The sequence below is a fragment of the Streptomyces sp. NPDC005799 genome (assembly GCF_040630525.1).
Lineage (GTDB): Bacteria > Actinomycetota > Actinomycetes > Streptomycetales > Streptomycetaceae > Streptomyces > Streptomyces griseorubiginosus_B.
Map to the genome: position 1 here is coordinate 1 of NZ_JBEXXQ010000024.1, position 24,557 is coordinate 24,557.

22 protein-coding genes and 1 pseudogene are annotated in these 24,557 nt (G+C 72.2%); 12 read left to right on the plus strand and 11 right to left on the minus strand.

The genetic code is table 11. From position 1 onward, the window contains the following. Positions 1–230 precede the first annotated feature (230 nt). Together ABZ453_RS23520 and ABZ453_RS23525 are read right to left on the minus strand one after the other, a co-directional pair. Complete coding sequence (locus ABZ453_RS23520) at positions 231–2,090, minus strand: endoglycosylceramidase (RefSeq protein WP_359017320.1); 1,860 nt, start codon at positions 2,088–2,090, stop codon at positions 231–233. A 93-nt stretch (positions 2,091–2,183) separates the two neighbouring features. Beyond that, a complete protein-coding gene (locus ABZ453_RS23525; RefSeq protein WP_359017322.1) occupies positions 2,184–4,217 on the minus strand; it encodes a translation factor GTPase family protein in 2,034 nt (677 codons plus the stop codon). A gap of 227 nt (positions 4,218–4,444) precedes the next feature. On the opposite strand from ABZ453_RS23525, the gene ABZ453_RS23530 reads away from it, so the two are divergent. The 7 genes from ABZ453_RS23530 (at position 4,445) to ABZ453_RS23560 (ending at position 11,984) form a co-directional block, all read left to right on the plus strand. Further along, positions 4,445–4,915 carry a (2Fe-2S)-binding protein gene (locus tag ABZ453_RS23530; RefSeq protein WP_359017324.1) on the plus strand — a complete coding sequence of 157 codons (471 nt, stop codon included), beginning with the start codon at positions 4,445–4,447 and terminating at the stop codon, positions 4,913–4,915. Next, complete coding sequence (locus tag ABZ453_RS23535; RefSeq protein WP_359017326.1) at positions 4,912–7,272, plus strand: molybdopterin cofactor-binding domain-containing protein; 2,361 nt, start codon at positions 4,912–4,914, stop codon at positions 7,270–7,272. Before ABZ453_RS23530 ends, ABZ453_RS23535 begins: the two co-directional genes overlap by 4 nt. Further along, the gene (locus ABZ453_RS23540) at positions 7,269–8,123 is read left to right on the plus strand and encodes a xanthine dehydrogenase family protein subunit M (protein WP_359017328.1); all 855 of its coding nucleotides are present in this window, start codon (positions 7,269–7,271) and stop codon (positions 8,121–8,123) included. The genes ABZ453_RS23535 and ABZ453_RS23540 overlap by 4 nt, the downstream gene beginning before the upstream one ends. 6 nt (positions 8,124–8,129) lie before the next feature. Next, positions 8,130–9,014 (plus strand): MoxR family ATPase, encoded by an 885-nt coding sequence (locus tag ABZ453_RS23545; RefSeq protein WP_359017563.1) that lies wholly within the window; start codon positions 8,130–8,132, stop codon positions 9,012–9,014. Positions 9,015–9,133: 119 nt separating this feature from the next. Beyond that, positions 9,134–10,249 (plus strand): VWA domain-containing protein, encoded by a 1,116-nt coding sequence (locus tag ABZ453_RS23550; RefSeq protein WP_359017565.1) that lies wholly within the window; start codon positions 9,134–9,136, stop codon positions 10,247–10,249. Further along, the gene (locus ABZ453_RS23555; RefSeq protein WP_359017330.1) at positions 10,242–11,342 is read left to right on the plus strand and encodes an XdhC/CoxI family protein; all 1,101 of its coding nucleotides are present in this window, start codon (positions 10,242–10,244) and stop codon (positions 11,340–11,342) included. Before ABZ453_RS23550 ends, ABZ453_RS23555 begins: the two co-directional genes overlap by 8 nt. 18 nt (positions 11,343–11,360) lie before the next feature. Beyond that, the gene (locus ABZ453_RS23560) at positions 11,361–11,984 is read left to right on the plus strand and encodes an SRPBCC family protein (protein WP_359017332.1); all 624 of its coding nucleotides are present in this window, start codon (positions 11,361–11,363) and stop codon (positions 11,982–11,984) included. Here the strand turns inward: ABZ453_RS23560 and ABZ453_RS23565 are convergent. Next, positions 11,970–12,956 carry an aminoglycoside phosphotransferase family protein gene (locus ABZ453_RS23565; protein ID WP_359017334.1) on the minus strand — a complete coding sequence of 329 codons (987 nt, stop codon included), beginning with the start codon at positions 12,954–12,956 and terminating at the stop codon, positions 11,970–11,972. The two genes, ABZ453_RS23560 and ABZ453_RS23565, sit on opposite strands and share 15 nt — an antisense overlap. Before the next feature lie 293 nt (positions 12,957–13,249). Beyond that, the gene (locus tag ABZ453_RS23570; RefSeq protein ID WP_356949356.1) at positions 13,250–13,750 is read right to left on the minus strand and encodes a metallophosphoesterase; all 501 of its coding nucleotides are present in this window, start codon (positions 13,748–13,750) and stop codon (positions 13,250–13,252) included. Between the two features lie 28 nt (positions 13,751–13,778). Here ABZ453_RS23570 and ABZ453_RS23575 point away from each other — a divergent pair, with 28 nt between their 5' ends. Further along, positions 13,779–14,240 (plus strand): MarR family transcriptional regulator, encoded by a 462-nt coding sequence (locus tag ABZ453_RS23575; protein WP_359017337.1) that lies wholly within the window; start codon positions 13,779–13,781, stop codon positions 14,238–14,240. Positions 14,241–14,468: 228 nt separating this feature from the next. Then, a complete protein-coding gene (locus ABZ453_RS23580; protein ID WP_359017339.1) occupies positions 14,469–16,421 on the plus strand; it encodes a glycosyltransferase family 2 protein in 1,953 nt (650 codons plus the stop codon). Here the strand turns inward: ABZ453_RS23580 and ABZ453_RS23585 are convergent. The 3 genes from ABZ453_RS23585 to ABZ453_RS23595 all read right to left on the minus strand — a co-directional run bounded on the left by ABZ453_RS23585 (position 16,411) and on the right by ABZ453_RS23595 (position 18,789). After that, positions 16,411–17,214 (minus strand): class I SAM-dependent methyltransferase, encoded by an 804-nt coding sequence (locus ABZ453_RS23585; protein WP_359017341.1) that lies wholly within the window; start codon positions 17,212–17,214, stop codon positions 16,411–16,413. The two genes, ABZ453_RS23580 and ABZ453_RS23585, sit on opposite strands and share 11 nt — an antisense overlap. Positions 17,215–17,445: 231 nt before the next feature. Beyond that, entirely contained in the window at positions 17,446–18,513 is a 1,068-nt protein-coding gene (locus ABZ453_RS23590) for a glucose-1-phosphate thymidylyltransferase (protein ID WP_359017343.1), read from the minus strand. A 96-nt stretch (positions 18,514–18,609) separates the two neighbouring features. Beyond that, positions 18,610–18,789 (minus strand): hypothetical protein, encoded by a 180-nt coding sequence (locus ABZ453_RS23595; protein WP_359017344.1) that lies wholly within the window; start codon positions 18,787–18,789, stop codon positions 18,610–18,612. Positions 18,790–18,973: 184 nt separating this feature from the next. Here ABZ453_RS23595 and ABZ453_RS23600 point away from each other — a divergent pair, with 184 nt between their 5' ends. Both ABZ453_RS23600 and ABZ453_RS23605 read left to right on the plus strand, forming a co-directional pair. Next, positions 18,974–19,099 (plus strand): hypothetical protein, encoded by a 126-nt coding sequence (locus ABZ453_RS23600; protein WP_359017571.1) that lies wholly within the window; start codon positions 18,974–18,976, stop codon positions 19,097–19,099. 40 nt (positions 19,100–19,139) lie between these two features. Continuing rightward, the gene (locus ABZ453_RS23605) at positions 19,140–19,322 is read left to right on the plus strand and encodes a hypothetical protein (protein WP_359017573.1); all 183 of its coding nucleotides are present in this window, start codon (positions 19,140–19,142) and stop codon (positions 19,320–19,322) included. A gap of 19 nt (positions 19,323–19,341) precedes the next feature. Here ABZ453_RS23605 and ABZ453_RS23610 read toward each other — a convergent pair. The 3 genes and pseudogenes from ABZ453_RS23610 to ABZ453_RS23620 all read right to left on the minus strand — a co-directional run. After that, a pseudogene (locus ABZ453_RS23610) lies at positions 19,342–19,897 on the minus strand (cytochrome b N-terminal domain-containing protein); the annotation flags it as partial. A 13-nt stretch (positions 19,898–19,910) separates the two neighbouring features. Continuing rightward, positions 19,911–20,330 (minus strand): CBS domain-containing protein, encoded by a 420-nt coding sequence (locus ABZ453_RS23615; protein ID WP_359017346.1) that lies wholly within the window; start codon positions 20,328–20,330, stop codon positions 19,911–19,913. A 90-nt stretch (positions 20,331–20,420) separates the two neighbouring features. Continuing rightward, the gene (locus ABZ453_RS23620) at positions 20,421–21,389 is read right to left on the minus strand and encodes an alpha/beta hydrolase (RefSeq protein WP_359017348.1); all 969 of its coding nucleotides are present in this window, start codon (positions 21,387–21,389) and stop codon (positions 20,421–20,423) included. 213 nt (positions 21,390–21,602) lie between these two features. On the opposite strand from ABZ453_RS23620, the gene ABZ453_RS23625 reads away from it, so the two are divergent. Further along, on the plus strand, positions 21,603–22,058 hold the full coding sequence (locus ABZ453_RS23625) for a MarR family transcriptional regulator (RefSeq protein WP_359017350.1): 456 nt from the start codon (positions 21,603–21,605) through the stop codon (positions 22,056–22,058). Here ABZ453_RS23625 and ABZ453_RS23630 read toward each other — a convergent pair. Continuing rightward, positions 22,045–24,495, minus strand: a complete 2,451-nt coding sequence (locus tag ABZ453_RS23630) for a SpoIIE family protein phosphatase (protein ID WP_359017352.1) — start codon at positions 24,493–24,495, stop codon at positions 22,045–22,047. The genes ABZ453_RS23625 and ABZ453_RS23630 overlap by 14 nt on opposite strands. Positions 24,496–24,557: the final 62 nt, after the last annotated feature.

The window sequence follows — 24,557 nt, forward strand, 5'->3', positions numbered from 1 at the left end:
CGTCAATCTGTGTCCTGTTCTTGGTTTTCCGGCGTGTGGTCTTCCTCTCCCCCCCGGCCCCCCCCGGGGGCGGCGGCCGCGGCCCCCCCGGGGCCCCCCCCCGTCCTGTTGCCCGGACGAACCCCATCGCCAACCACGTACAGGGGCGGCGAGGCCGTCGTGAAGCGCCGGGCGGGCGGGGCGGAGAGGGCCCCGGCCAGGCGCCCGTCCCGGCGGTCATCGCGACCCGGTCAGAAATGGGACGTCGCCCAGGACGCCAGTTCGGACTTCGCCGCGGCGAGGAGGCTCGCCGAGGGGGAGGTCGCGCCGTTGGTCACCAGGGCGTAGTGCGGGACGCCCGAGTCGGAGTCGGTGAGCAGCAGCCGGCGGCTGCCCGTGCCGCCCGGTTCGGGAGCCGCGGCGACCGGTGTCGACGTCGTGTAGGCCGGGGGGCCGTACACCGTGCCGAGGTCGGAGACCACGGTGGTCGTGGCGGTCGGGAAGGAGGCGGGGAGGTGCAGTTCGGTCGGCGCGGTTCCGGAGCCCGAACGCCATACGAGCAGCCCGTACTGGCCGGAGCCGACCAGCTGGGACACGTTCGGCAGTGAGCTCGGCACCGGATTCCAGGTGAGGGTCGTCGAGCCGTCGCGTGAGCGGTCCTCGTAGGTGAACGCGAGGGTGGTGCCGGCCGTGGCGCTCGGATAGACGCGGTCGAGGAGTCGGGCGTCCTGACGGAGCGTCACAGTCCCCGAGTCGTCGAGCCTGGCCACCGAGAGGTCCTCGTCGTTCCAGGCGTCGCCGGAGGTCTGCACCTTGTCCGGGTTGTCGTTCATCAGCTCGTGGTGGCGTCCGTTGTAGATGTCCCACTGCCACTGGTTGCCGGAGAGCACCGATCCGGAGGCGGCCGGGTTGCTCCACCAACTCGAGCCCGGCAGACGGGAGTCGAGGGCCTGGTACATCGCCTTGTCGACGGTCGGAGCCTTCCCGGAGACCGAGCCGGACAGCGGATGCCCGAACTCGCTGACCACGGCGGCCGTTCCGGCGGCCGAGGCACGGTCACGGACGGCGGCGAAGTCCGTCGCGTACTGGCCGTCGGACGCGTTGCCCCACATCAGGATCCCGGAGATGGCCTTCTGGTCGTAGAAGTGGGTGTTGAAGACGTACCGCGAACCGAGCGTGCCCGCGTCGAGAAGTCCGCCCTCCTGCTTCTGGGAGCTGATGTTGGAGTTCCAGAAGAGGTTCGGCTCGACGAAGGCGGGCTTGTCCTGCCAGCCGGCGGCGTCCATCCGGGCCCGGAACTTCTGGTAGAAGGGCCACAGCAGGTTCTGCTCCCAGGTGCGGCTGGTCTGGCCCGAGTCGTAGCTGCCCGCGTACGGCTCGTTGTACGGGTCGAAGCCGACGACTCCCGCGAACTCCGCGTCGTTCACGTGCTGTTGGACGTAGGCCATGGTCTTCTGCGCGGTGTCGAGGAAGGAGTCCTGCAGACCGTAGGCGTTGTGCCAGAAGTCGTACTGGGCCTTGGTCACGGCCTGGTTCTGGGTGATGTTCTGGCCCCAGAACAGGCAGATCCCGCAGGACTCCTGGGGGTAACCGCCCAGCGACACGGCCCACTTGGGGGCACCGTCACCGGTGTACCAGCTGCCGGAGTTGAACAGGTAGCGGGAGTAGAGGTCCTGGTGGAAGTCCGGGTAGACCCGGACGCCCGCGTCCAGGAAGGCCCGCATCTGGTCGGTGACGGCGGCCAGGTAGGTGGTGTCGACCGTGCCCCGGGTGGGCTCCGCATGAGCCCAGGACAGCAGGAAGCGGACCGAGTTGCCGCCGCCCAGCGCCCGCAGCGCCGTGGCCGACTTCTTCGCGTCGGCGACCGAGGCGAAGGGCAGGCCGCTGTTCTCCTCCAGCTTGGTCTCGCCGGAGACGTTGTAGCCGCGCAGGACGACCTCGCGGCCGTTGCCGTCGACGAACCTGCCGTTCTGCACGGTCAGGGTCGATCCGTCGAACCAGAGGGAGTCGGGGACGGTGGTGGCGGCGGAGGCGGACGGCACGCCCGCCATCGTCAGGGATCCGAAGAGGACAACCAGCACAACGAGCAGACGTGTCCGGATATTCGGCATGTCCACTACAGTCCGGGGATTTCCGGACACCGTCAATACTTCTGACTCTTGAGTAAGTTTCAGGATTTTCGGGTACGTCCCCCCTCTGCAGCCTCAACTCCCCACTCGACGCGTCACGTTCAACAAGTACTCCTTGCGGTCGAGGGGGTTGTGGTCGGTGCGCGGGCGTTCGGGAACGGTTCCCTGGGTGATCGGTGCGTAGTGGTCGAACGCGGTCTCCAACTCGCACTCGCCACGCGTGAGTCCGGGCAGCCGTCGCTCCAGCTCGTGCACCCGGCCGGCCGGGACCGCACCCTCCAGGACGCAGCCGGCGCCCCGCGTCACCGTCGTCCGCGGCACGGCCCGCAGCGCGGCCAGCACCGACAGCAGCGCGCCCAGCGCGTCGGCCGGAGCCTCGATCCGGAAGCGGTGCAGGGGCTCATACACCCGCGTCCCCGCCCGGCGCAGCGCCTCGATCAGCACGAGCGGGGTGACCCCGCGGAAGTCGGCGCCGGTGCTCGACATGCTCTTGTCAAAGCCCTGGTGGGCGTGACTCTGCCGGGGCGAGTAACCCGCATGGGTCATGGTCACGGTGCAGTCGGTGACCTGCCAGCCGTGCAGGCCCTGACCGAGGGTCTCGCGCACGGTGTCCTCGACCGCCTTGAAGAAGGCGTACGGCATGGAGCCGAGCTCCACCTCCAGGCGGAAGTCGACGCCCGCTCCGGTCGGCGCGGGATCGACGCGCAGGCCGACGGTGGCCAGGAACGGGTTCGGCTCCTTCTTGTTGAACTCCACCGCCGCGCCCGAGCCGACCGGCCGCTCGACGCAGATGGGAGTGGTCTCACGGAAGCAGACGTCGAGTCCGTACTCGTCGGCGAGGGTCGACTGGATGACCTCCTTCTGCACCTCACCGTAGAGGGACACGGAGATCTCCTGTCGCACCTCGTCGTGGCGCAGGTCGATGAGCGGGTCCTGCTCGGCGAGCTGCGTGAGCGCGACGTGCAGTGCGCGCCGGTCGGTGTCCGGGCCCGGGACGACCACCGTCTCCAGGGTCGGTGGCGCGAAGAAGCGCTCGTACGCCTTTCGGGGTTCGCCGATCGCGTCGCCGATCCGGATGTCCGCGAGACCCCACAGCCGGGCGATGCGTCCGGCGGGGACGGCGTCCGCTCGGGCGTCGGTGCCGTGGCCGAAGACGCTGATCGCGGTGATCCTGCCCTCATGGTGGGCCTCGCCGAAGGGGAGGCGGTCACGGGTGCGCAGGGTGCCGGAGAAGAGGCGGGCGTACGCCACCTTCTCCCCCGCCGGACCCCGCTCGACCTTGAACACGGTGGCGGAGAGCGGGCCGTCGGGGTCGCCGTCGGACGGGGGAAGGAGTTCCTTGATGCCGCTGACGAGGGCGTCGATACCGGCGCCGGTGATGGCGGAGCCGAAGTAGACGGGGTGGACGAGGGATTGGCGGGTCTGGGCGGTGAGGGCGGCGTGGAGGGTGGCATGTGACACAGCACTGAAATGCTCAGTGGCATGTGGCATAGCACGGGGACTTTCAGTGGCATGTGACATACCACTGCCCTCCACATACGCCGCCAGCAGCTCCTCATCATGCTCCGCCAGCACTTCGAGCGCCCCCGCCCCCATCCCCGCCACGACCCGTGCCCCGGCCGTACCGAGCCCCTCGACCGTCCCCATCGGCACGATCGCCGGCGTCAGCCGCTCCGCGATCACGCGCAGCACGCCGTCGTAGCGCGCCCCGCCGCGGTCGATCTTGTTGACGAACAGCAGGGTCGGGATGCGCAGCCGTCGCAGGGTCCGCATCAGGACCCGCGTCCGGGCCTGGACGCCCTCCACCGCGGAGACGACGAGGACGGCGCCGTCGAGCACGCCGAGGACGCGTTCCACCTCGGCGATGAAGTCCGGGTGACCGGGTGTGTCGATGAGGTTGACCGTGACGTCGTCGATCGGGAACGAGACGACGGCGGACCTGATGGTGATACCGCGCTGCCGTTCGAGCGCGAGGGTGTCGGTGCGGGTGCTGCCGGCGTCGACGCTGCCGATCTCGTCGATCACTCCGGCCGAGTGCAGCAGCCGCTCGGTCAGGCTGGTCTTACCGGCGTCGACATGGGCGAGGATTCCGAGGTTGAGCAGGTGCACGAAGCGTCATGTCCTTCGACGAGGGGGTCGTTCCTTCCTGGGCGGACATGAGCGGTGCGCGCATTGCTGCTCCTGGGACGTGCGGTGACAGGTACCCGAGAAGTGCAGCAGACGGCCGCCGCCGACAGCAATGGATTAACGCTCAACGAACCCGGGCGCAGCACTCGCCCACTCCCCCCGACGGCCCTAGAGTGACCTACATCACGCCCCGTCTCCTGGGAGGGCAGATGACCCGTATCTCGGTGAAAGTGGACGGCACGACATACCAGGACGAGGTGGAACCCCGTCTCCTGCTGATCCACTACCTGCGTGACCGCCTGGGCCTGACCGGCACCCCGATCGGCTGCGACACCTCGAATTGCGGGGCCTGCACGGTGGACCTGGACGGCGTGAGCGTGAAGAGCTGCTCGGTCCTCGCGGTGCAGGCGGACGGCGGCGAGGTCACCACCGTCCAGGGGCTGGCCCGCGACGGCGAGTTGACCGCGTTGCAGAAGGCGTTCCACGAGAAGCACGGGCTGCAGTGCGGCTACTGCACCCCGGGCATGCTGATGGCGGCCCGCGACCTGCTGCGGGAGAACCCCCACCCCTCGTCGGACGAGGTGCGGCACGCCCTGGAGGGCAATCTGTGCCGCTGCACCGGCTACCAGAACATCGTGCGGGCCGTGATGGCCGCCTCCGGTCAGGAGGTGACGGCATGACCGATCAGGCCGTCGAATCCGAGGTCGGCCGCGCCCGGCTCCGCAAGGAGGACGCCCGGCTGATCACCGGCCAGACCAACTGGACGGACAACATCAGCGTCAACGGACTGCTCCATCTGGCGATCCTGCGCAGCCCCATGGCCCACGCCCGCATCGAGCGGGTCGACGTCTCCCCCGCCCTCGAACGCCAGGGCGTCGTCGCCGCGTTCAGCGGACGCGACCTGGACGGACTCGGTTCCCTCCCCTGCGCCTGGCCCGTCACCGAGGACATCGTGCTGCCCGACCACCCGCCGATCGCGGTCGACGAGGTGCGCTACGCGGGCGACCCGGTGGCGGTCGTGGTGGCCCGCGACCGGTACGCGGCCGCCGACGCCCTGGAGGCGATCGAGGTCGACTACGAGCCGCTGGCGCCGGTGCTCGACCTGGAGGCCGCGCTCGCCGAGGGCTCCCCGCTGGTCCACTCCGACAAGGGCACCAACCGCTCCTACGTCTGGCCACTGAAGACCGGCGAGGACTTCGAGTCCGTACGGCAGCGCGCCGAGGTGACCGTCAAGCGCCGCTACGTCCACCAGCGGCTGATCCCCAACGCGATGGAGCCGCGCGCGGTCGTCGTCACCCCGCTCGCCGCGTCCGGCGAGTACACGCTGTACTCGTCCACCCAGATCCCGCACATCCTGCGGATCATGCTGGCGGTCGTCACCGGGATCCCCGAGCACAAGCTGCGGGTGATCGCCCCCGACGTGGGCGGCGGCTTCGGCTCGAAACTGCAGGTGTACGGCGAGGAGGCCATCGCGCTCGCCGTGGCGCGGCGCATCGGCCGCCCGGTGAAGTGGACGGAGTCCCGCTCCGAGGGCTACCTCGCCACCCACCACGGCCGCGGCATGATCCAGGACGTCGAGATCGCCGCGATGCGCGACGGCAGGCTCCTCGGCCTCAAGGTCGACCTGCTGACCGACATGGGCGCGTACTTGATGCTCGTCACCCCCGGCATCCCGATCCTGGGCGCGTTCATGTACCCGGCGATCTACAAGATGGACTCCTACGACTTCACCTGCACCGGCGTCTTCACCACCCGCACGCCCACCGACGCCTACCGCGGCGCAGGACGCCCCGAGGCGACGTACGCCATCGAACGGATCATGGACGAGCTGGCGGCCGAAGTCGGCCTGGATCCGGTGGAGTTGCGGCGGCGGAACTGGATCGGGCACGAGGAGTTCCCGTACACCACCGTCGCCGGTCTGACCTACGACAGCGGAAACTACGAGGCGGCCACCGGCAAGGCGCTCGCCCTGTTCGAGTACGACAAGCTGCGCGCCGAGCAGGCCGACCGCACGGCGCGCGGGGACGCGGTCCGGCTCGGGATCGGTGTCTCGACGTACACCGAGATGTGCGGGCTCGCCCCGAGCCGGGTGCTGCGCGATCTGCGGTACGCGGCCGGTGGCTGGGAGGCGGCGACCATCCGGATGCTGCCCACCGGCAAGGTCGAGGTGGTGACCGGCACCAGTCCGCACGGGCAGGGCCATGTCACCTCCTGGAGCCAGATCGCCGCGGACGTGCTCGGGGTGCCCTTCGAGGACGTCGAGGTCGTGCACGGCGACACCAGGGCGGCGCCGCAGGGCATGGACACCTACGGCTCGCGGTCCCTGGTCGTGGGCGGGGCGGCCGTGCACCACGCGGCGCAGAAGGTGGTGGCGAAGGCCCGGAAGATCGCCGCGCACCTGCTGGAGGCGAGCGAGCAGGACCTGGACTTCGCGGACGGTGTCTTCTCCGTGAAGGGCTCCCCGGAGGCACGTAAGACGATCCAGGAGGTCGCGTTCGAGACGTTCACCTCGCACGACCTGCCGGACGGCATGGAGCCCACCATCAACGCCGAACACCTGGTCGACCCGGACAACTTCTCCTACCCGCACGGCACCCATCTGTGCGCGGTCGAGGTCGACACGGAGACCGGGCAGACGAAGATCAGGTCGTACGTCTGCGTGGACGACGTCGGCCGGGTGGTCAACCCGATGATCGTCGAGGGCCAGGTGCACGGCGGGCTCGCGCAGGGCATCGCGCAGGCGCTGTTCGAGGAGGCCGTCTACGACGACGAGGGCAACCTGGTCACCGGCACGATGGCCGACTACCTGGTGCCCTCGGCGGCGGACCTGCCCGAGTTCGTGACCGAGCGGACGGAGACGCCGGCGACCTCGAATCCCCTGGGCGTCAAGGGAGTCGGCGAGGCGGGGACCATCGCGTCCACCCCGGCGGTCGTCAACGCGATCGTGGACGCCCTGCGGCCGCTGGGCGTCCACGACGTGCGGATGCCCTGTACACCCGAGCGGGTGTGGCGAGCGGTGAGGGAGGCCCGGTCATGATTCCTCCGGCGTTCGAGTACGCCCGTCCGGCCTCCGTCGACGAGGCGGTGCGCGCGCTCGCCGAGGCCGGCGAGGAGGCCAAGGTGCTGGCCGGCGGGCAGAGCCTGCTGCCGCTGCTGAGGCTGCGGCTGGCCTTCCCCGAGCTGGTCGTGGACGTGGGCCGCATCCCGGAGCTGCGCGGGGTGCGCGAGGACGGCGACACGCTGGTCATCGGCGCGATGACCACGCACCACGACGTGGTCACCGACCCGCTTGTCCGCCGCCACGCGGGCCTGCTGGCGGCGGCCACGGCGACGGTCGCGGACCCGGCCGTACGGCACCGGGGCACCCTGGGCGGTTCGCTGGCGCACGCCGACCCGGCCGGGGACCTGCCCGCGGTGATCCTGACCCTGGGCGGCGAACTGGTGGCCCAGGGCCCGCGCGGGCGGCGCACCGTCGCGGCCGGCGACTTCTTCGTCGACTATCTGCAGTCCGCCCTCGAACCCGACGAGCTCCTGGTGGAGGTGCGGCTGCCCAAAGCGGACGACTGGGGCTTCCACTACGAGAAGTTCCACCCGGTGGCTCAGTCCTGGGCGACCGTCGGCGTGGCCGCGCTGGTGCGGCGCGACGACGGGCACATCGCCGAGGCCCGCATCGGCCTGACCAACATGGGCGCGACCCCGCTGCGCGCCACGGCGGCCGAGGCGGCCCTGACCGGAGCCGGGGACACCGGGTCGGTGGCGCGGGCCGTGGAGTCGGCGGCGGAGGGCACTCATCCGGCGCAGGACACCGCGGCCTCGCCCGAGTACCGGGAGCATCTGGCCCGGGTGCTCACCCGGCGCGCGGTGCTGGCCGCCGCCGGAATGGGGTGAACGGCGATCGGTGAGATCAGCGGCCCGGACCAGGTGCGGGCCCGTCTGGAGGCGACGGGGTACCTCGTCGACGACGGACTGGCCCTCGCCTGTTTCCTGGCCCTGCGGCTGCACCGGCCGATCTTCTGCGAGGGCGACGCGGGCGTCGGCAAGACCGCGCTCGCCTCCGCCCTCGCCGAGGCGCTGGACGCCCCGCTGATCCGGCTGCAGTGCCACGAGGGCATCGACGCCTCGCAGGCCCTGTACGACTGGGACTTCCCCCGTCAGCTGCTGCATCTGCGGGCCGCCGAGGCGGCGGGGGTGCGGGACGCGGACCGGCTGGAGAGCGAGCTGTACGACCGTCGCTTCCTGGTCGCCCGGCCGCTGCTCAAGGCGCTGGAGACGAATCCGTCGGTGCTGCTGGTGGACGAGATCGACCGGGCGGACGACGAGTTCGAGGCGTTCCTGCTCGAGCTGCTGTCGGAGTTCTCGGTGACCATCCCGGAGCTGGGGACGCTGCGCGCCGAGGTCCCTCCGGTGGTCGTCCTGACCTCCAACCGCACCCGCGAGGTGCACGACGCGCTCAAGCGGCGCTGTCTGTACCACTGGTTCGACCATCCCGGCTTCGCCCGCGAGCTCGCCATCGTGCGGCGGCGGTTGCCGGGGGTCTCGGCCCGGCTGGCGGAACAGGTGACCGCCCTGGTGCAGGCGCTGCGCTCGCAGGACCTGCTCAAGCCCCCGGGCGTCGCGGAGACCATCGACTGGGCGCAGGCCCTGGACGCCCTGGGCGCGACGGAGGTGGACGCGGAGCTGGCGGTGGCGACGCTGGGCTCGGTGCTGAAGTACCGGGAGGACGCGGAGCGGGCGCGGGGCCTGGACCTGGCGGCGGTGCTCGCGGCCCGGGGGGCGTGAGGGTCGTGGACGGCACGGGCTCGGGCGGCGCGGGGCGGGTGACGGGCGGCGGGCTCGGTGGGCCGGCCCGCGCCCCGCGGCCCCGGGACGCCCCCGCGCGTCCCGGGGCCGACGCCGCTCTGCTCGGCTTCGCCCGTGCCCTGCGCGCCGCCGGTGTCGACGCGAGCGCCGAGCGCGTGCACACCTTCCTGCGCGCGGTGGACGAGCTGCGGCCCGGGATGCGGGCGGACGTGTACTGGGCGGGACGGCTGACGCTGTGCGGCGGCCACGACGACCTGGAGCGTTACGAGCGGGTGTTCGCCGCCTACTTCGGTGAGGCTCCGCGCGCCCGGCGGACCGCGCCCGCCACACCCCCACCCCGGCTGCGGCTCGTCGTACGGGAGGGTCCCGTGCCGGGCACCGCCGCGCGCGACGAGCGCGACGACGCCCCGCCCGCCGCGGCCCTCGCCAGCTCCACCGAGGTCCTGCGTCACCGCGACGTCGCCGAGCTGGGCTCCGCCGAGCGTGAGCAGCTGCGCCGGCTGCTCGCCGCGTTCACCCTGCCCGGCGAGGCGCGGCGCAGCGCGCGGCGACGGCCCGCCCGGCGCGGTGAGGTCGATCCCCACCGGACCGTGCGGGAGCTGCTGCGGCGCGGGGGCGAGCCGGCCCGGCTGCGGCGGCACAGCCGGGCGGAGCGGCCCCGGCGGGTGGTGCTGCTCGTGGACGTCAGCGGTTCGATGGCGCCGTACGCGGACGCCCTGCTGCGCTTCGCGCACGCGGCCGCCCGAGGCAGCCGCACGGAGGTCTTCACCATCGGCACGCGGCTGACCCGGGTGACGCGCGAGCTGTCCCACCGTGACCCCGACCTGGCGATGAGCGCGCTCGCCGAGGCGGTGCCCGACTGGCGCGGGGGTACCCGGCTCGGGGAGCTGTTGCGGGAGTTCCTCGACCGCTGGGGGCAGCGGGGCATGGCGCGCGGCGCGGTCGTGGTGCTGCTGTCGGACGGGTGGGAGCGGGGCGACCCGGAGCTGCTGGGCGCCCAGATGCGCCGACTGCACCGGCTGGCGCACCGGGTGGTCTGGGCCAACCCGCGCAAGGCTCGGCCCGGTTACGCGCCGCTCGCGGCGGGGATGGCGGCGGCGCTGCCGAGCGTGGACGCGTTCGTCGAGGGGCACAGCCTGGCGGCCCTGGAACGACTCGCGGCGGTGGTACGAGGGGCCGAGCATGCCCCGAGGAAAGGAGCGGAGCGTGCGTGAGATCCTGCCGACACTCAGCGAGTGGTACGCGGCGCGGGTCCCCTTCGGGCTCGCCACGGTCGTCGGCGTCAGCCGCAGCGCGCCCCGCGATCCCGGCGCCGCCATGGCGGTCGGGCCCGGGGACGAGGTCGTGGGCAGTGTCTCCGGGGGCTGTGTCGAAGGAGCGGTGTTCGAGCTCGCCAAGGAGGTCGTGGAGAGCGGCGAGGCGCGTCTTGAGACGTTCGGCTACAGCGACGAGGACGCGTTCGCCGTCGGACTGACCTGCGGCGGTGAGATCACCCTGCTGGTCCGGCCGGTGACGCGGGAGACCGACCCGGCCTTCGCGGCCGTCGCCGAGTCCGTCGAGGCGGGCCGTCCGGTGACGCTGGCGACGGTGACGGACGGGCCCGCCGCCGTCGGCGCGACGCTCGCCGTCTGGCCGCAGGAGGTCTCCGGCACGCTGGGCTCGACCGGTCTGGACGTGGCCGTCACCGCCGACGCGCGCGGCGAACTCGCCCTCGGCGCCACGGGGTTGCGTCACTACGGCCCGCACGGCGAACGCCGCGAGGACACCGTCAGCGTGTTCCTGCACTCCTTCGCGCCGCCCCCGCGCATGCTGGTCTTCGGCGCGATCGACTACGCGGCCGCGGTCGCCCGCATCGGCAGCTTCCTCGGCTACCGGGTCACCGTCTGCGACGCCCGTCCGGTGTTCGCCACACCCAAGCGCTTCCCGGACGCCGTGGAGGTGGTCGTCGACTGGCCGCACCGCTATCTGCGCGGCACCGACACCGACGAGCGCACGGTGATCTGCGTGCTCACCCACGACCCCAAGTTCGACGTGCCCCTGCTGGAGGAGGCACTGCGCCGGCCGGCCGCGTACATCGGGGCGATGGGCAGCCGCCGTACCCACGACGACCGCATGAAACGCCTGGTCGACGCCGGGCTCACCGAGGCCGAGCTGGCCCGGCTGCGCTCACCGGTCGGCCTCGACCTCGGAGCCCGGACACCCGAGGAGGTCGCGGTGTCCGTCGCCGCGGAGATCGTCGCCCTGCGCTGGGGCGGCACCGGGGCTCCGCTGGCGGCCACCGGAGGGGCCATCCATCCGTCGACGTAACGCCCGTTGGAGGAAGTCATGGAACTGCACCACGAGTTCAGCGTGCCGGTCCCGGTCGACGACGCCTGGCGGACGCTCCTCGACATCGAGCGGGTCGCGCCCTGTATGCCAGGGGCGACCGTCGAGGAGTACGACGGCAAGACCGTCACCGGGGCGGTGAAGGTGAAGGTCGGTCCGATCACGGTGACCTACAAGGGCACCGCCGTCTTCGAGGAACAGGACGAGGCGGCGCATCGCATGGTGCTGATCGCCAGCGGCCGCGAGACCCGCGGTCAGGGCACCGCCCGCGCGACCGTGACCGGCACGCTGAGCGAGCGAGACGGCGGCACGGCCGTGTCGGTGCGCACCGACCTGACGGTGACCGGGCGGCCGGCGCAGTTCGGACGTGGGGTGCTGGCGGAGGTGGGCGACCGGCTCGTCGGCCAGTTCGCCCAGTGCCTGTCGGAGAAGATCACCGGGCCCGCCGCCCCGGCGGCGGTCGAGGAGCCGGCGGGAGCGGAGGCGGAGCCGGCGGAGCCCGAACCCCTCGACCTGCTCCGCACGGCCGGGGTACCGGTGGCCAAGCGGGCAGCGGCCGGGGCGGCGGCGGTAGGGCTGGCCGTCCTGGCGTTCCTGGGGCTGCGGCGGCTACGGCGCCACTGAAGCCCGGCGTCGGCCGGCGTCGCGCCGGTGGTCGGCGATGATCTGCTCCACATGGCGGACGGCCGCCGTGACGCGGGCCGGGTGGTCCCGGAAGTAGGGGTCGTCGGGGACCGGGAGGGATCCCGCGAGGGCCCACCCGCGGCCACGTGCCCAGGTCGCGTCGTCGGCGCCGACTGCCTCGCGGAAGACGTCCCGGGCCCGCGCGGGCAGGAACTTCCACGCGGGCACCAGGTCGACCGCGGGGTCGGCCACCGCCAGCGTGCCGAAGTCGATGACGGCGCTGAGTCTGCCGTCGTTCATCAGGATGTTCCCGGCGTCGAGGTCACCGTGGATCCACACCGGCGGCTTGTGCCAGGCGGGTGCGGCGAGGGCCGCCTCCCACACCTCGGTGACCGCGTCCGCGTCGACCAGGCCCGTGTTCCGCAGCGCCTCGATCTTGGGTCGGACGCGGGCCTCCGCCGCGATGGAGTCACGGCCGTCGCCCAGGGGCACTCCCCGGAAGGCGTTGCTCTGCTCGGGGCCGGGTCCGCCGGTGGCGTCGGCGGCCTGGAGCGCGGTGAGGAATCCGGCGAGGACGTGGGCGGCGCCGATCGGGTCGTCGACGGCTTCGGGTGTCGCGGTCGTGCCGTCCAGCCAGCGGTGGACCGACCAGGGGTAGGGGTAGCCCTCGCCCGGTGCGCCCTTGGCGAGGGGCTCGGAGACGGGCAGCGGCAGGTGCGGTGCCAGGCGTGGCAGCCAGCGGTGCTCGCGGTCGACCTGTCCGGCCCAGTGGGCGTAGCGGGGCAGTCGTACGGAGAGGTCGTCGCCGAGCCGGAAGGTCGCGTTGTCCATGCCGGACTGCGGCACCGGTACGACGGTGAGGTGGGCCCATTGCGGGAACTGGGCGGTGAGCAGACGGCGTACGAGTGTCTCGTCGATCAGCACGCGGACCAGTTCACCGGGGCGACGGATGGGATTCCACCGAATTTCCATGTGTGAGCCGCGCCTGGATGGGTAGGCGCCGCGCAACGGAGGCTTTGTCGCCTCCCATGGCACAGCACCTCTGCGGGAAGGAGGTCCGTGACAGCGCACACTCGCAGCGCCCGGGCCGCTTCCCAACGCCTGAAGCGGCCCGGACCCTTGTCGGGACACGCCTCGCGGATCACCGTTCCCGGCCCGGGACCAGCGCCCCGGGAAGCATGAGCAGCGCCACCAGCGCGGCGGCCGCGTACATACCGGCGGCTCCGAGCGCGACGGTGTGGAATCCCCGTACGAACCGCTGTCCGTCACCTCGGTGGCAGACGGTGCAGTTCCACGTCCGTGAGCCGCCCGTCGGCCGCCTCCGCCGTCAGGTACGTGCAGTGGGGCTGGCGGCGGCGATCGGTCGGGGAGCCCGGGTTGAGCAGGCGCAGGCCGCCGGGGGCGGTGGTGTCCCACGGGATGTGGCTGTGCCCGAAGACCAGCACGTCCAGGTCCGGGAAGCGGGCGGCGCAGCGCGTCTCGCGGCCCTGGGCGGCTCCCGTCTCGTGCACGACGCCGAAACGCAGGCCGCCGATCCCTGCGTACGCCACCTCGGGCAGCCGGGCGCGCAGTTCGGGCCCGTCGTTGTTGCCGTACACGGCCACGAGACGTCGGCTGCGGCTCTCCAGTAGGTCGAGGGTGGCGGTGTCGACCCAGTCCCCGGCGTGGAAGACGACGTCCGCGCGCGGGAGTTCCGCGAGGAGCGGGGCGGGGAGTTCCTTGGCGCGCTTCGGGAGGTGGGTGTCGGACATCAGCAGAAGACGCACGCGACCAGCCTAGTTCTAAGGTGAGGGCATGGATGCACAGCCCACCGGCGCTCCCGAGGGCATCTCCGAGTCCGCCGCGCGTGCCGCGCGGGATCTGCGGGTCGTCTTCAGCCGCCTGCGGCGGCGTCTGAGGGAGGTCGCGGAGGACGACCAGCTCACTCCCCCGCAGGTCTCCGCGCTCACCCTCGTCGCCAAGCACGGTGCGGCCACGGCCAGCGCGCTCGCCGCCGCCGAGGGCGTGCGGCCGCAGTCGATGGCGACCACGCTCGCCGCGCTGGACCGGCAGGACCTGATCCGGCGCAGTCCCGACCCGGATGACGGCCGCCGCCAGCTCGTCACCCTGACCGAGGCCGGGCGTCTGCGGGTGGAGGGCGACCGCCAGGCGCGCGAGGAGTGGCTGGCCCGTGCTCTGCAGGACCGGTACACCGAGGACGAACGGCGCACGGTCCTCGACGGGCTGACCCTGCTGGAACGGCTCGCCAAGCCGTAAACGCCCTCGTCGTGATCGACCTCCAGGCCGGCGCAACCGGGGCGCTCCCCGCCTGGGCGAGACCGGCGCCACGGACGAGGTCCTGGAACGCCTTGCCAAGACTTGCAGTTGAGCCGATCCGGCGAAACGATCAGCGGGCGGGGCGCTGTGGGACGGGGCCCTCGATCGGGTTAGCATCTGGCCACCGCACCACACACGGCGAACGACCCGAGGGGGCTCGGAAGCCCGATGCAGGTCAAGGTCAGTGTCATCGTCCCGGTCCACGATCCCGGGCCCCGCTTCGAGAACTGCGTCGCCTCGCTGCTCGGCCAGTCCCTCCCCCCGGACGAGTACGAAGTGGTCCTCGTCGACGACGGTTCCGCCGACCCGACCCCGGCCCGGCTCGACGCCCTCGCCGCCGCGGAGCCGCGGGTCCGGGTGCTCCATCAGGAGAACTCCGGCTGGTCGGGCAAGCCACGCAACGTCGGCATCGCGGCCGCCCGGGGCGAGTACCTGATGTTCGTCGACACCCACGACTCCCTCGGCGCCGAGGCCCTGGAGCGGATGTACGACTACGGGGTGGCCAACGGCGCCGACGTGGTCGTCGGCAAGATGGCGGGACGGGGCCGCTCGGTGCCGGTGGAGCTGTTCCGCCGCAACCGGCCGCGCGCCTCGGTCGCCGACGCCCCGCTCATCGACAGCCTCAGCGCGCACAAGATGTTCCGGAAGGCGTTCGTCGACGAGACCGGTCTGCGCTTCCCCGAGGGCCGCAGGCGCCTGGAGGACCACGTCTTCGTGGTGGAGGCTTATCTGCGCGCCGCCAACGTCTCGGTGCTCGGCGACTACGTCTGCTACTACGTGCACCGCGATCCGGTGGCCGACGACAGCGCCGGGCGGATCGACCCCGCCGGCTACTTCAAGGACCTGCGGGACGCCCTCGACGTCGTCGAGCGGTACACCGGAGCGGGCCGGGTCCGGGACTCACTGCACCGGCGGTGGCTGCGTGTGGAGATGGTGGAGCGGCTGCGCGGCCGTCGCTTCCTCGCCCAGCCGGACGACCACCGGCGCAGGCTGTTCGAGGAGATCCACGACATCACCACCGAGCGCTTCGGCCCGGGGGTCGCCGCGGGCCTGCCGCCGACCCAGCAGGTGGTCGCCGCGTTGATCGCCGCCGACCGGTACGACGATGTCGTGGCCTTCGCCGAGTGGGAGGCGCGTCTGGCCCTGACGGCAGCGCCCGCCGGCCTCGACTGGCACGCAGGTGTGCTGCGCGTCGAGGTCGCCGCCGAGCTCACCGCGGACGGTGCGCCGCTGGTGTTCCCCGGTGGCGGGGGCCGCGCCCCGCTGGAGGGACCCCCTCCGGACGTGCCCTCGGCGGTGGGCTGGGTGGGTGCCGCCGCCGTCGGACGGTTCGGCAGGGCCTCCTTCGACCTGCTGGTGCGCGAGCGCTCCAGCGGTGCCCAGTACTTCCAGCCGGTCGAGGTCACCCGGGAGATCGTGCCGGTCGAGGACAGCCGGAACGTCCGGCTGGTGCTGCGGGCCACGGCCGCCGTCGACCCGGCCCGCGCGGTGGCCGGCGGCCCGCTGCACGCCGGGCTGTGGGACACCTACGCCCGGGTCAGGCTGGGCGGCTGGACCATGGAGGCCCGGATCGGCCCGGGTCCGCGCAAGGCCCGTGCCGCCACGTCGGCCGCGGTGACCGGCGGGCACGTGGTGCTGCCGTACTGGACGGACCAGCACGGCAACCTGTCCCTGGACGTCGACCGCGCCAGCAGGCGGCTCGGCCTGGACCGGCTCGCCCCCGAGACCGTCACCGTCTCCGGGGGCCGACTGCGCGCCCCGCTGCCGCTGTACGTCCCCGGCGACACCGGGGCGGTGCTGCGGCTCACCTCGGCGCACCGGTCGCTGGACACGCCGGCCCTGCTCTCCCCGGCCACGGACGGTGCCCTGCTGGAGGCCGACCTGCCGACCGGCGAGCTGAGCGGCGCGCTCTGGCGTACCGCCCTGTGCGCGACCCCCGGGGCAGCCGACCCACGCTTCCTGCCGCTGCCGCTCGCGCTGCACGCGGACGCGCACACGGTCAGGGCGGTCCGCACCCCACGCGCCTCGCCCCTGCGCCGACTGGTCCGCAGGGCGAAGCGCGCACTCGCCGCGATCCTGGGGCGCGGCGCGGAGCGGACACCCGACCGGGTCAGCGGCTGACGGCGAACGGCTCGAGGGCCTTGCGCAGCGCCTCCAGGCCGCGCTTGCGGCTCAGGCCGAGGTTGCGGGCCCGCGCCAGCGGGGCCCAGAAGTCCGCCTCCAGCAGCGTCTCCGGCTTGACCGCCTTCACCCGCTCCAGGATCGCCTCGGGCACCTTCTGCGGGTCCGGGACGTTGAACTCGGCCATGATCTCGTCGTACTTGTCCTTGAGCACCGTGTTCTCGTGGTCGGCGCCGAAGACGACCAGCTGACCGGTGGGCTGGGTGTCGACGAGCACCATCGTGAGGTCGGGACGGTAGCGGCCCAGGATCTCGATGACCTTGTAGACGTCGCCGGTCCAGTACTGGGTGTGCCGGTCGCGGGCCGCCTCGTCGACGCTGCGCGGCAGCATGTCGTCGAAGGCGATCACGCTGGCCCAGTCGGAGTGCTTCTCGACGTTCATGAAGTCGCGCAGCGCGTACTCGAACAGGTGCATGCCGTCGATGAACGACAGGTCGAGGGTGGTGCGCCGCCAGTAGCCGAGCGGGCTGCGGCCACGGCGGAGGTTGCGCACGGGGTGGCGGCCGCTGCGGAGGTGGGCGAGCGGGTTCTCACGGGCGAAGAAGTCGTCGCTGGTCGCCCGCACCAGGTGCACGTCGACCTTGAGCTCGGTGACCACCTTGAACGCGGGGTCGATCGCGATGCTGGGGACGCGCGACAGCTTCAGACTGCGGCCGTCGTTGACTCCGATCTCCAGGTAGTTGCGGTTGGCTGTGGCCTTGTGCAGCTCCCGCAGGAACTCATGGCGATTCACGAAGGGACTCCTTGCGGATCCGGGAAAGTGCTTGGTGCAACAGGGGCACCGGCGCCGCTCCAGGCCGGCTGCCCGCGCAGGTCATCGACGACACCCCCGGGGCTCGCGGCGGGGCTCCAGGGCGATCATCGTGCCGACGAACCTACCTCTGTACGCGCTGTGAGCCAAGCCGTTCCGCCCAATCATGCCTTCTTCGTGAAACTCGTCGGCCACCTCGTGTCGAGCCCCCCTTCACCGACGGATCTGCACCTTGCTGTGGTCGCCGAGCACGAGCCGGTGGGCGCTGGGCACGCTCGGCGCCGGTGTCACCTCGACGTGCCTGCCGATGAGGGAACTCTCGATCCGGCCCACTCCGACGATCGACGAATCCCGCAGGACGATGGAGAACTCCAGCTCACTGTGGGTGATCCGGCAGTTCTCCGCGACCGAGGTGAAGGGGCCGACGTAGGAGTCCTCGACGACGCTGCCCGCGCCGATCACCGCGGGCCCGACGATCCGTGAGCGAAGAACCCGCGCGCCCTCCTCCACCACGACCCGGCCGATCGTCTCGGACTCGACGTCCACCTCGCCGTCGATCCTGGGCTCGACGCCCTCCAGGACGGTCCGGTTCACCTCGAGCATGTCGACGACGTTGCCGGTGTCCTTCCAGTAGCCCTCGATGACCGTGCAGCGCACGTCGGCACGGGTGTCGATGAGGTGCTGGATGGCGTGGGTGATCTCCAGTTCGCCGCGCCAGGAGGGCCGGACGGCGCGTACCGCCTCGTGGATGAGCGGGGTGAACAGGTACACGCCGACGAGCGCCAGGTCGCTCTTGGGGTGCTCCGGTTTCTCCTCCAGACCGACCACCTGGCCGGCCGCGTCGAGTTCGGCGACACCGAAGGAGCGGGGATCGGCCACCCGGGTGAGCAGGATCCGGGCGTCGGGCCGGCTGCCGCGGAACTCCTCGACGAGAGCGGTGATGCCGCCGACGACGAAGTTGTCGCCCAGGTACATCACGAAGTCGTCGTCCCCGAGCCAGTCGCGGGCGATCAGCACCGCGTGGGCCAGTCCGAGGGGCCGTTCCTGGGGGATGTAGGTGATCTCCAGGCCGAACTTGGAGCCGTCGCCGACCGCTTCCTCGATCTCCGCGGCCGTGTCGCCCACGACGACACCGACCTCGGTGATCCCGGCGGCGGCGATGGACTCCAGGCCGTAGAAGAGCACGGGCTTGTTGGCCACGGGGACCAGTTGCTTGGCCGAGGTGTGGGTGATCGGCCTGAGGCGGGTACCGGCACCGCCGGACAGCACGAGAGCCTTCATCTGTCCGAGGCTAGTGTCGGCCGCTGTACGGCGATCGTCGGCAAGGTGGCCGGTTTCCCCCGTCGTGCCGCTCGTCGGCGCTGTGCGACGGGCCGCTCAGTCCTCGCCCCGCACGATGTTCCCCTCCGGCCCGCACTGGTCCGTTCGGGTGGTCCCGGCGTCGAGGACGGCCGGGACGCAGGTACGCAGGACGGCCTTACCGCGCAGTCGCCGGGCCTTCGACCAGCCGGTCTCGGGACGGCGGGTTACGGCCTTCTCACTCGTCTGGGTCGTCACGACGGTTCATCTTCCTTCTGACTCGTTCCTGCCGGACCGGGTCCCCGGCGGCAGGGGCCCCAAACGCCACGCTGACGGCCCACAGCAAGGCGTGGCGCGAAGGTGCCGCAGCGCCACGGCGGTAGCGTCGCCGGGGCCGCCGGAGGAGGACAATGACTCACCTGTCGGAACATTCCGCTTCTTGATGGCGGCGCTGATCTCGTTCTTCACGGCGGTGCAGTACCGGCGCGGGGGGCGGCGGCCCCAGGACCGCACCGGTGCCGAAGTCGCCGAGGGCACCTGGCCGTTGGAGTCCGGTCCGCGGGAGTGAGGGGGGCTCGCGGGGCGCCGGGCCGGAAGTCCGTGACCGGGTGGTGGTCGCTCTCGTAGCCGCCGCCCTCGACGCTCTGGCGCACCTCGCCGCTCTCCACGCCGTGCACGAGCCGTTGCTGTTCGGCGTCGGTGAGGACGTGGCACAGCCGCCGGGTCACCAGGAAGGCGGCGACGGGCGCCAGGACGAGGGCGGTAGGGGCCGTAGGCCCACACGGGGGTGATCTGGGCGAGGCCCACGGGGTTGATCTGGGCGAGGCCGCCGAGCAGGGCGAGGACACCGAGGACGATCAGGGACAGCCGCCGGAGGAGGCGCTGAACTGCGGGTACAGGTTTGCCGACGGCGTTGCCGTTGGTGCGGCCCGGGCCACGCCACTGGGTGTGCTTGAGGTGGAACACCAGGATCAGGTGCACGGTGACGAGACCGACCAGCGCGCCCGGCAGCAGCAGGGCCACGTAGGTGCCGACGACGGGGATCGACAGCATGATGCCCGGGGCGATGCGCAGTCCCGTGCCGGACAGCAGATCGCCGGGAAGCGAGCACGAACAGGGTGAGGCCGATGATCCAGTTGGCCTCGCGGGGCCTGCGGAAGGCGCCGGCGAAGAAGATCCACAGCAGGTGCAGCCCGATCGCGGCGACGAAGACGAGGGCCGCCCCGTGGTGTGTCTGCCGCATCAGCAGGCCGCCGCGGATGTCGAAGCTGATGTGCAGGGTGGAGTCGAAGGCCTCCGACACGCGCACGCCCCGCACCGGGACGTACGAGCCGGCGTAGACCACCTCACGCATCCCCGGATGGAAGTTCGGGTGTTGCTCAGTCGTTGGGCTTCGCCACGCTGATGTCCCCGAGGGCCGACTGGGGGTCACGTTCCATGGCCGCGTCGCCGAGGGAGACGATGCCGACGGGGCGGCCGTGGTCGACGACCGGGACCCGGCGTACGGCGTGTTCGCGCATCAGGCGGATGGCGCGGTCGAGGTCGTCGTCGGGGGCGACGGTGACCAGGTCGTCGCTGCAGGCGCCGGCCACGGTGGTCTGCTCGGGGTCGCCGCCCTCGGCGAGCGCGCGCACCACGAGGTCGCGGTCGGTGACCAGGCCGCGCAGCCGGTCGCCGTCGGTGACCAGGACGGCGCCGAGATCCCGGTCGCGCATGAGGCGGGCCACCGCGGTCACGGAGGTCTGCGGCTCCACCGTGACCGGGTCGGCGGTCATGATGTCGCTGACGTGCTGGGGCATGGGGTACCTCTCCTTCGCCCTGGGATCGATGTCCGGACAGCGACGCCGGTCGTCGCCGTCCGGGCCCCGGGTACCCCGGCGCGGCGGTGGTCAGGCGGTGTGGAGGGCCGCGCGCAGGGTGGCGACGGCCTGGTTGATGGCGGCCTCGGCGGCGTGGGTCTCGCGCAGGGCGTTGAGCATCACGAAGTCGTGGATGATGCCCTGGTAGCGCACGGCGGTCACGGCGACTCCTGCCTCGCGGAGCTTGTTGGCGTAGGCCTCGCCCTCGTCCCGCAGGACGTCCGCCTCACCGGTGATGACCAGGGCCGGCGGCAGCCCGGCCAGCTGCTCGGTGGACGCCCTGAGCGGCGACGCGGTGATCTGCGCCCGCTCGGCCTCGTCGGTCGTGTACTGGTCCCAGAACCACTGCATGGCGTCCCGGCGCAGGAAGTAGCCCTCGGCGAACTGGTGGTAGGAGGGGGTGTCGAAGCTGGCGTCGGTCACCGGGTAGAACAGCACCTGCTGGACGAGGGGGACGTCACCGCGCTGCTTGGCCATGAGAGTCAGCGCCGCCGTCATGTTGCCGCCCACGGAGTCGCCGGCCACGGCGATGCGGGAGGCGTCCAGTCCCTTGGTCGAGCCCTGTTCGACGACCCAGCGGGCGACGGAGTAGTTCTGCTCGATGGCGACCGGGTAGCGCACCTCGGGCGAGAGGTCGTACTCGGGGAAGACCACGGCCGCACCCGCGCCGACGGCGAGTTCGCGCACCAGCCGGTCATGGGTGTGGGCGTTGCCGAAGACCCAGCCCGCGCCATGGATGTAGATGATCACCGGCAGGGCGCCGGTGGCCCCGGCGGGCCTCACGATGCGCGTGCGGACCCGACCGGTTGGGCCGCCGGAGACCGTGATCCACTCCTCGTCGACCGGGGGCTTGGCGATCTCGCCGGACTGCACCTCGTCGACGGTCTTACGGCCGTCGACCGGGCCGAGGTCGAAGAGGTATGGCGGGTTGGCGGTGGCCTCGACGAAGGCCTGGGCGGCCGGTTCGAGGACGGGACGGGGTGCGGTGGTGCCGGTCATGGCGGCCTCCTCGGTCGAGTGCCGCGGGCAGGCTCCGGCAGGGTCACCGGGCCGATGCGGCACAGCAAGGAGAGTAGAGGTCAATTAAGTCGTGCGCAACTTATTTGTGCTCGCTTGATATGTGCACTACTTATTAGTGAGCGATACAATCGGACGAACCCGAACGTTAGAGTGGTGATCGCCATCATCAGGACCGCACCCGGGAGCCGTGCCGTGAGCCGAACCGCAGCGGAGCCGAGCGAGGGATCGCTGCTCCTGGACGATCAGCTCTGCTTCGCGCTGTACGCCGCCTCCCGCGCCGTCACCGCGCGCTACCGCCCCCTGCTGGACGAACTGGGTCTGACCTACCCGCAGTACCTGGTGATGCTCGTGCTGTGGGAGCAGGACTCGATCTCCGTGCGCGAGCTGGGCGCCTCGCTCCAGCTGGAGTCCAGCACCCTGTCACCGCTGTTGAAGCGGCTGGAGGCGAACGGTCTGCTGCGCCGGGAGCGGCGCGCCGAGGACGAGCGATCCGTCGCCATCCGGCTCACCCGCGAGGGCGCGGCCCTGCGGGAGCGGGCGCGCTCGGTCCCCGTGGCCATCGGTGACGCCATGGGTCTGACACCCGAGCAGGACGCCCTGGCCAAGCAGCTGCTCCGGCTGATCACGGCCAACGTCACGGACTGCTGACCTGCAGCTCGGCCCAGACCTGCTTGCCGCCGCTGACCGGCACCGCCCCCCATGTCTCCGACATCGCCTCGACCAGCAGGATGCCCCGGCCGCCGGTGGCCTCCCAGCCGATGTTGGTCGGCTTGACCGGCGTACGGGGCGAGGTGTCGGCGACCGACACGCGCAGCCGGTTTTCGAGGAGGGTGAGGTCCAGGCGGACCTGGCCGTCGGTGTGCACGAGGGCGTTGGTGACGAGTTCGGAGACGATGAGCAGGATGGTGTCCATGTCGTCCCGGGGCACGCCCCAGGCACGCATGGTGCGGCGGGTGAAGCGGCGGGCGTGTCCGACGGCCTCGGGGACGCGCCAGATCGTCCAGCTCTCGCGCAGCGGGCGCAGCGTCATGCCGTCGTAGCGCAGCAGGAGCAGGGCGATGTCGTCGTTGCGCTGGGCGTTGTCGAGCAGGGCGTCGGCGACCAGGCCGAGGTGGGCGGGGTCGGACACGGACAGTTCGTGGGCCAGCCGGCCGATGCCGGCGTCGATGTCGGCGTCGGCGGACTCGACGAGGCCGTCCGTGGTCAGGGCGATCACCGTGCCGGGCCGCAGGCGCAGCACGCTGAGCGGGAAGTCGGCCTGGCTGACGACGCCGAGCGGTGGGCCGACGTCCGTGTCGGGCACCTCGGTGGTGCCGTCGGGATGGCGCACCACGGGCGGCAGATGGCCTGCGCGGACGTACCAGGCGGAGCCCTCCTCCATGTCGACGTCGACATAGCAGCAGGTCGCGAAGAGGTCGGTCTCCATGTCGGTGAGCAGCCGGTTGGCGTGGGAGACCACGACGTCCGGCGGGTGTCCCTCGACGGCGTAGGCGCGCAGGGCGGTGCGCATCTGGCCCATGAGGGTCGCGGCGGCGGTGCTGTGGCCCTGTACGTCGCCGATGATCAGGGCGACGTGGTTGTCCGGCAGCGGGATCACGTCGTACCAGTCGCCGCCGACCTCCAGGCCGGCCGTGGCGGGCAGATAGCGGGCGACGGCGACCGCGCCGGGCAGCGTGGGCAGGCGGCGCGGGAGCAGCTGGCGCTGGAGCATGCTGACCAGTTCGTGCTCGGCGTCGAAGGCGTGGGCGCGCATCAGGGCCTGTCCGGCAAGGCCGGCGGAGGCGGTGAGCAGGGCACGTTCGTCGGGGCCGAAGTCGTGCGGGGAGTCCCAGCCGATCAGACAGGCGCCGGCCATGCGGTTGCCGGCGGGCAGCGGGAGCACGGCCAGGCCGCCCGGGCCGACCTCGGCGAGCGCGGGCTCCAGGACCGTGCCCACGGGCCAGATCTGGGCGCGGCCCTCCCGCAGGGCGGAGGCGAGGGTGGGCATGGCCCGCACCGGCGCGTCGGGCCACTCGCTGCGCCACTCCAGGCGCCACAGCTCGGGCCAGGACTCCGGCTCGGGCGGGTCCAGGACGGTCACGATGAGCCGCTCGCCCTCCAGCTCGGCGAGCGCGATCCGGTCGGCCCGCAGCGGCTTGCGCAGCGCGGAGACCACGGCCTGGCTGACGTCACGGACCGTGCCGGCGGTGGCGAGGGCGGCGGCCAGCCGCTGGACGCGGGCCACGTCGGTGACGTCGGAGCGCAGCTTGGAGGCGTCGGCGACGGTCCCGACGAGCCGGGCGGCCCGGCCCTCGCCGCCGGGCAGCAGCCGTCCGCGCAGCCGCAGCCACTTCGGCGGCCCCGAGGGCTGCAGCACCCGGAACTCCAGCTCCCGCTCGCCGATGGACATGTGGTCGGCCTCCACCACCGACATCAGCGAGGGCAGGTCCTCGGGCACCGTCAGGCCCAGCAGGGTCTCGACCTTGCCGTCGAACTCACCGCGGGTGAGGGCGAACAGCTCCAGGATGTCGTCGCCGACCTCGACCCGGCCGGAGTCCATGGCGAGGCTGAAGGAGCCCGTGGGCAGCTCGCCGCTCTCGGCGGCGCGGGGCGGGGCGGGCGGGGCGACGGCGTCGGCGATCAGCTCCAGACACTTGCGGTCCTCGGTGTCGAACCCGTCGGGCCGCTCGCTCACGGCCAGCAGACAGCCGCCGCCGTCGCCCCCGCGCGCGGGCAGCACCGCGAGGGAGAAGTCGCCGGCCGGTGTCCGCCGCGCCTGGGCGCCCTCGGCGAGTTCCTTGGGCCCCAGCCACACCGCACCGCCCGAGCGATGGACGTCCGCGACCGGGGAGTGCCCGGCACGGGGGTAGCTGTCGCGCAGCCCGAACAGTGTCCTGGGCACGCCCGCCGACTCCAGCAGGCACAGGGCGTCGCCGTCCTCGGCGGGCGTGTACAGCGCGGCGAAGGCCGCACCCGCGAAGACGAGCGCCTGTTCCAGGATCCGGTGCAGCCGCTCCTGCGGGCCCGGACCGGAGGCGAGCGCTTTCAGAGCACCTTCGGCACGCAGCGTCCTCGTTCTGCGTCCGTCGCCGCCCTCAGTGACCACGTCCGCAATTACAGCGCGTATGAGAGTGGCGCGCAGCCCCTGTGAGCGTTCCGTGGAGGTCA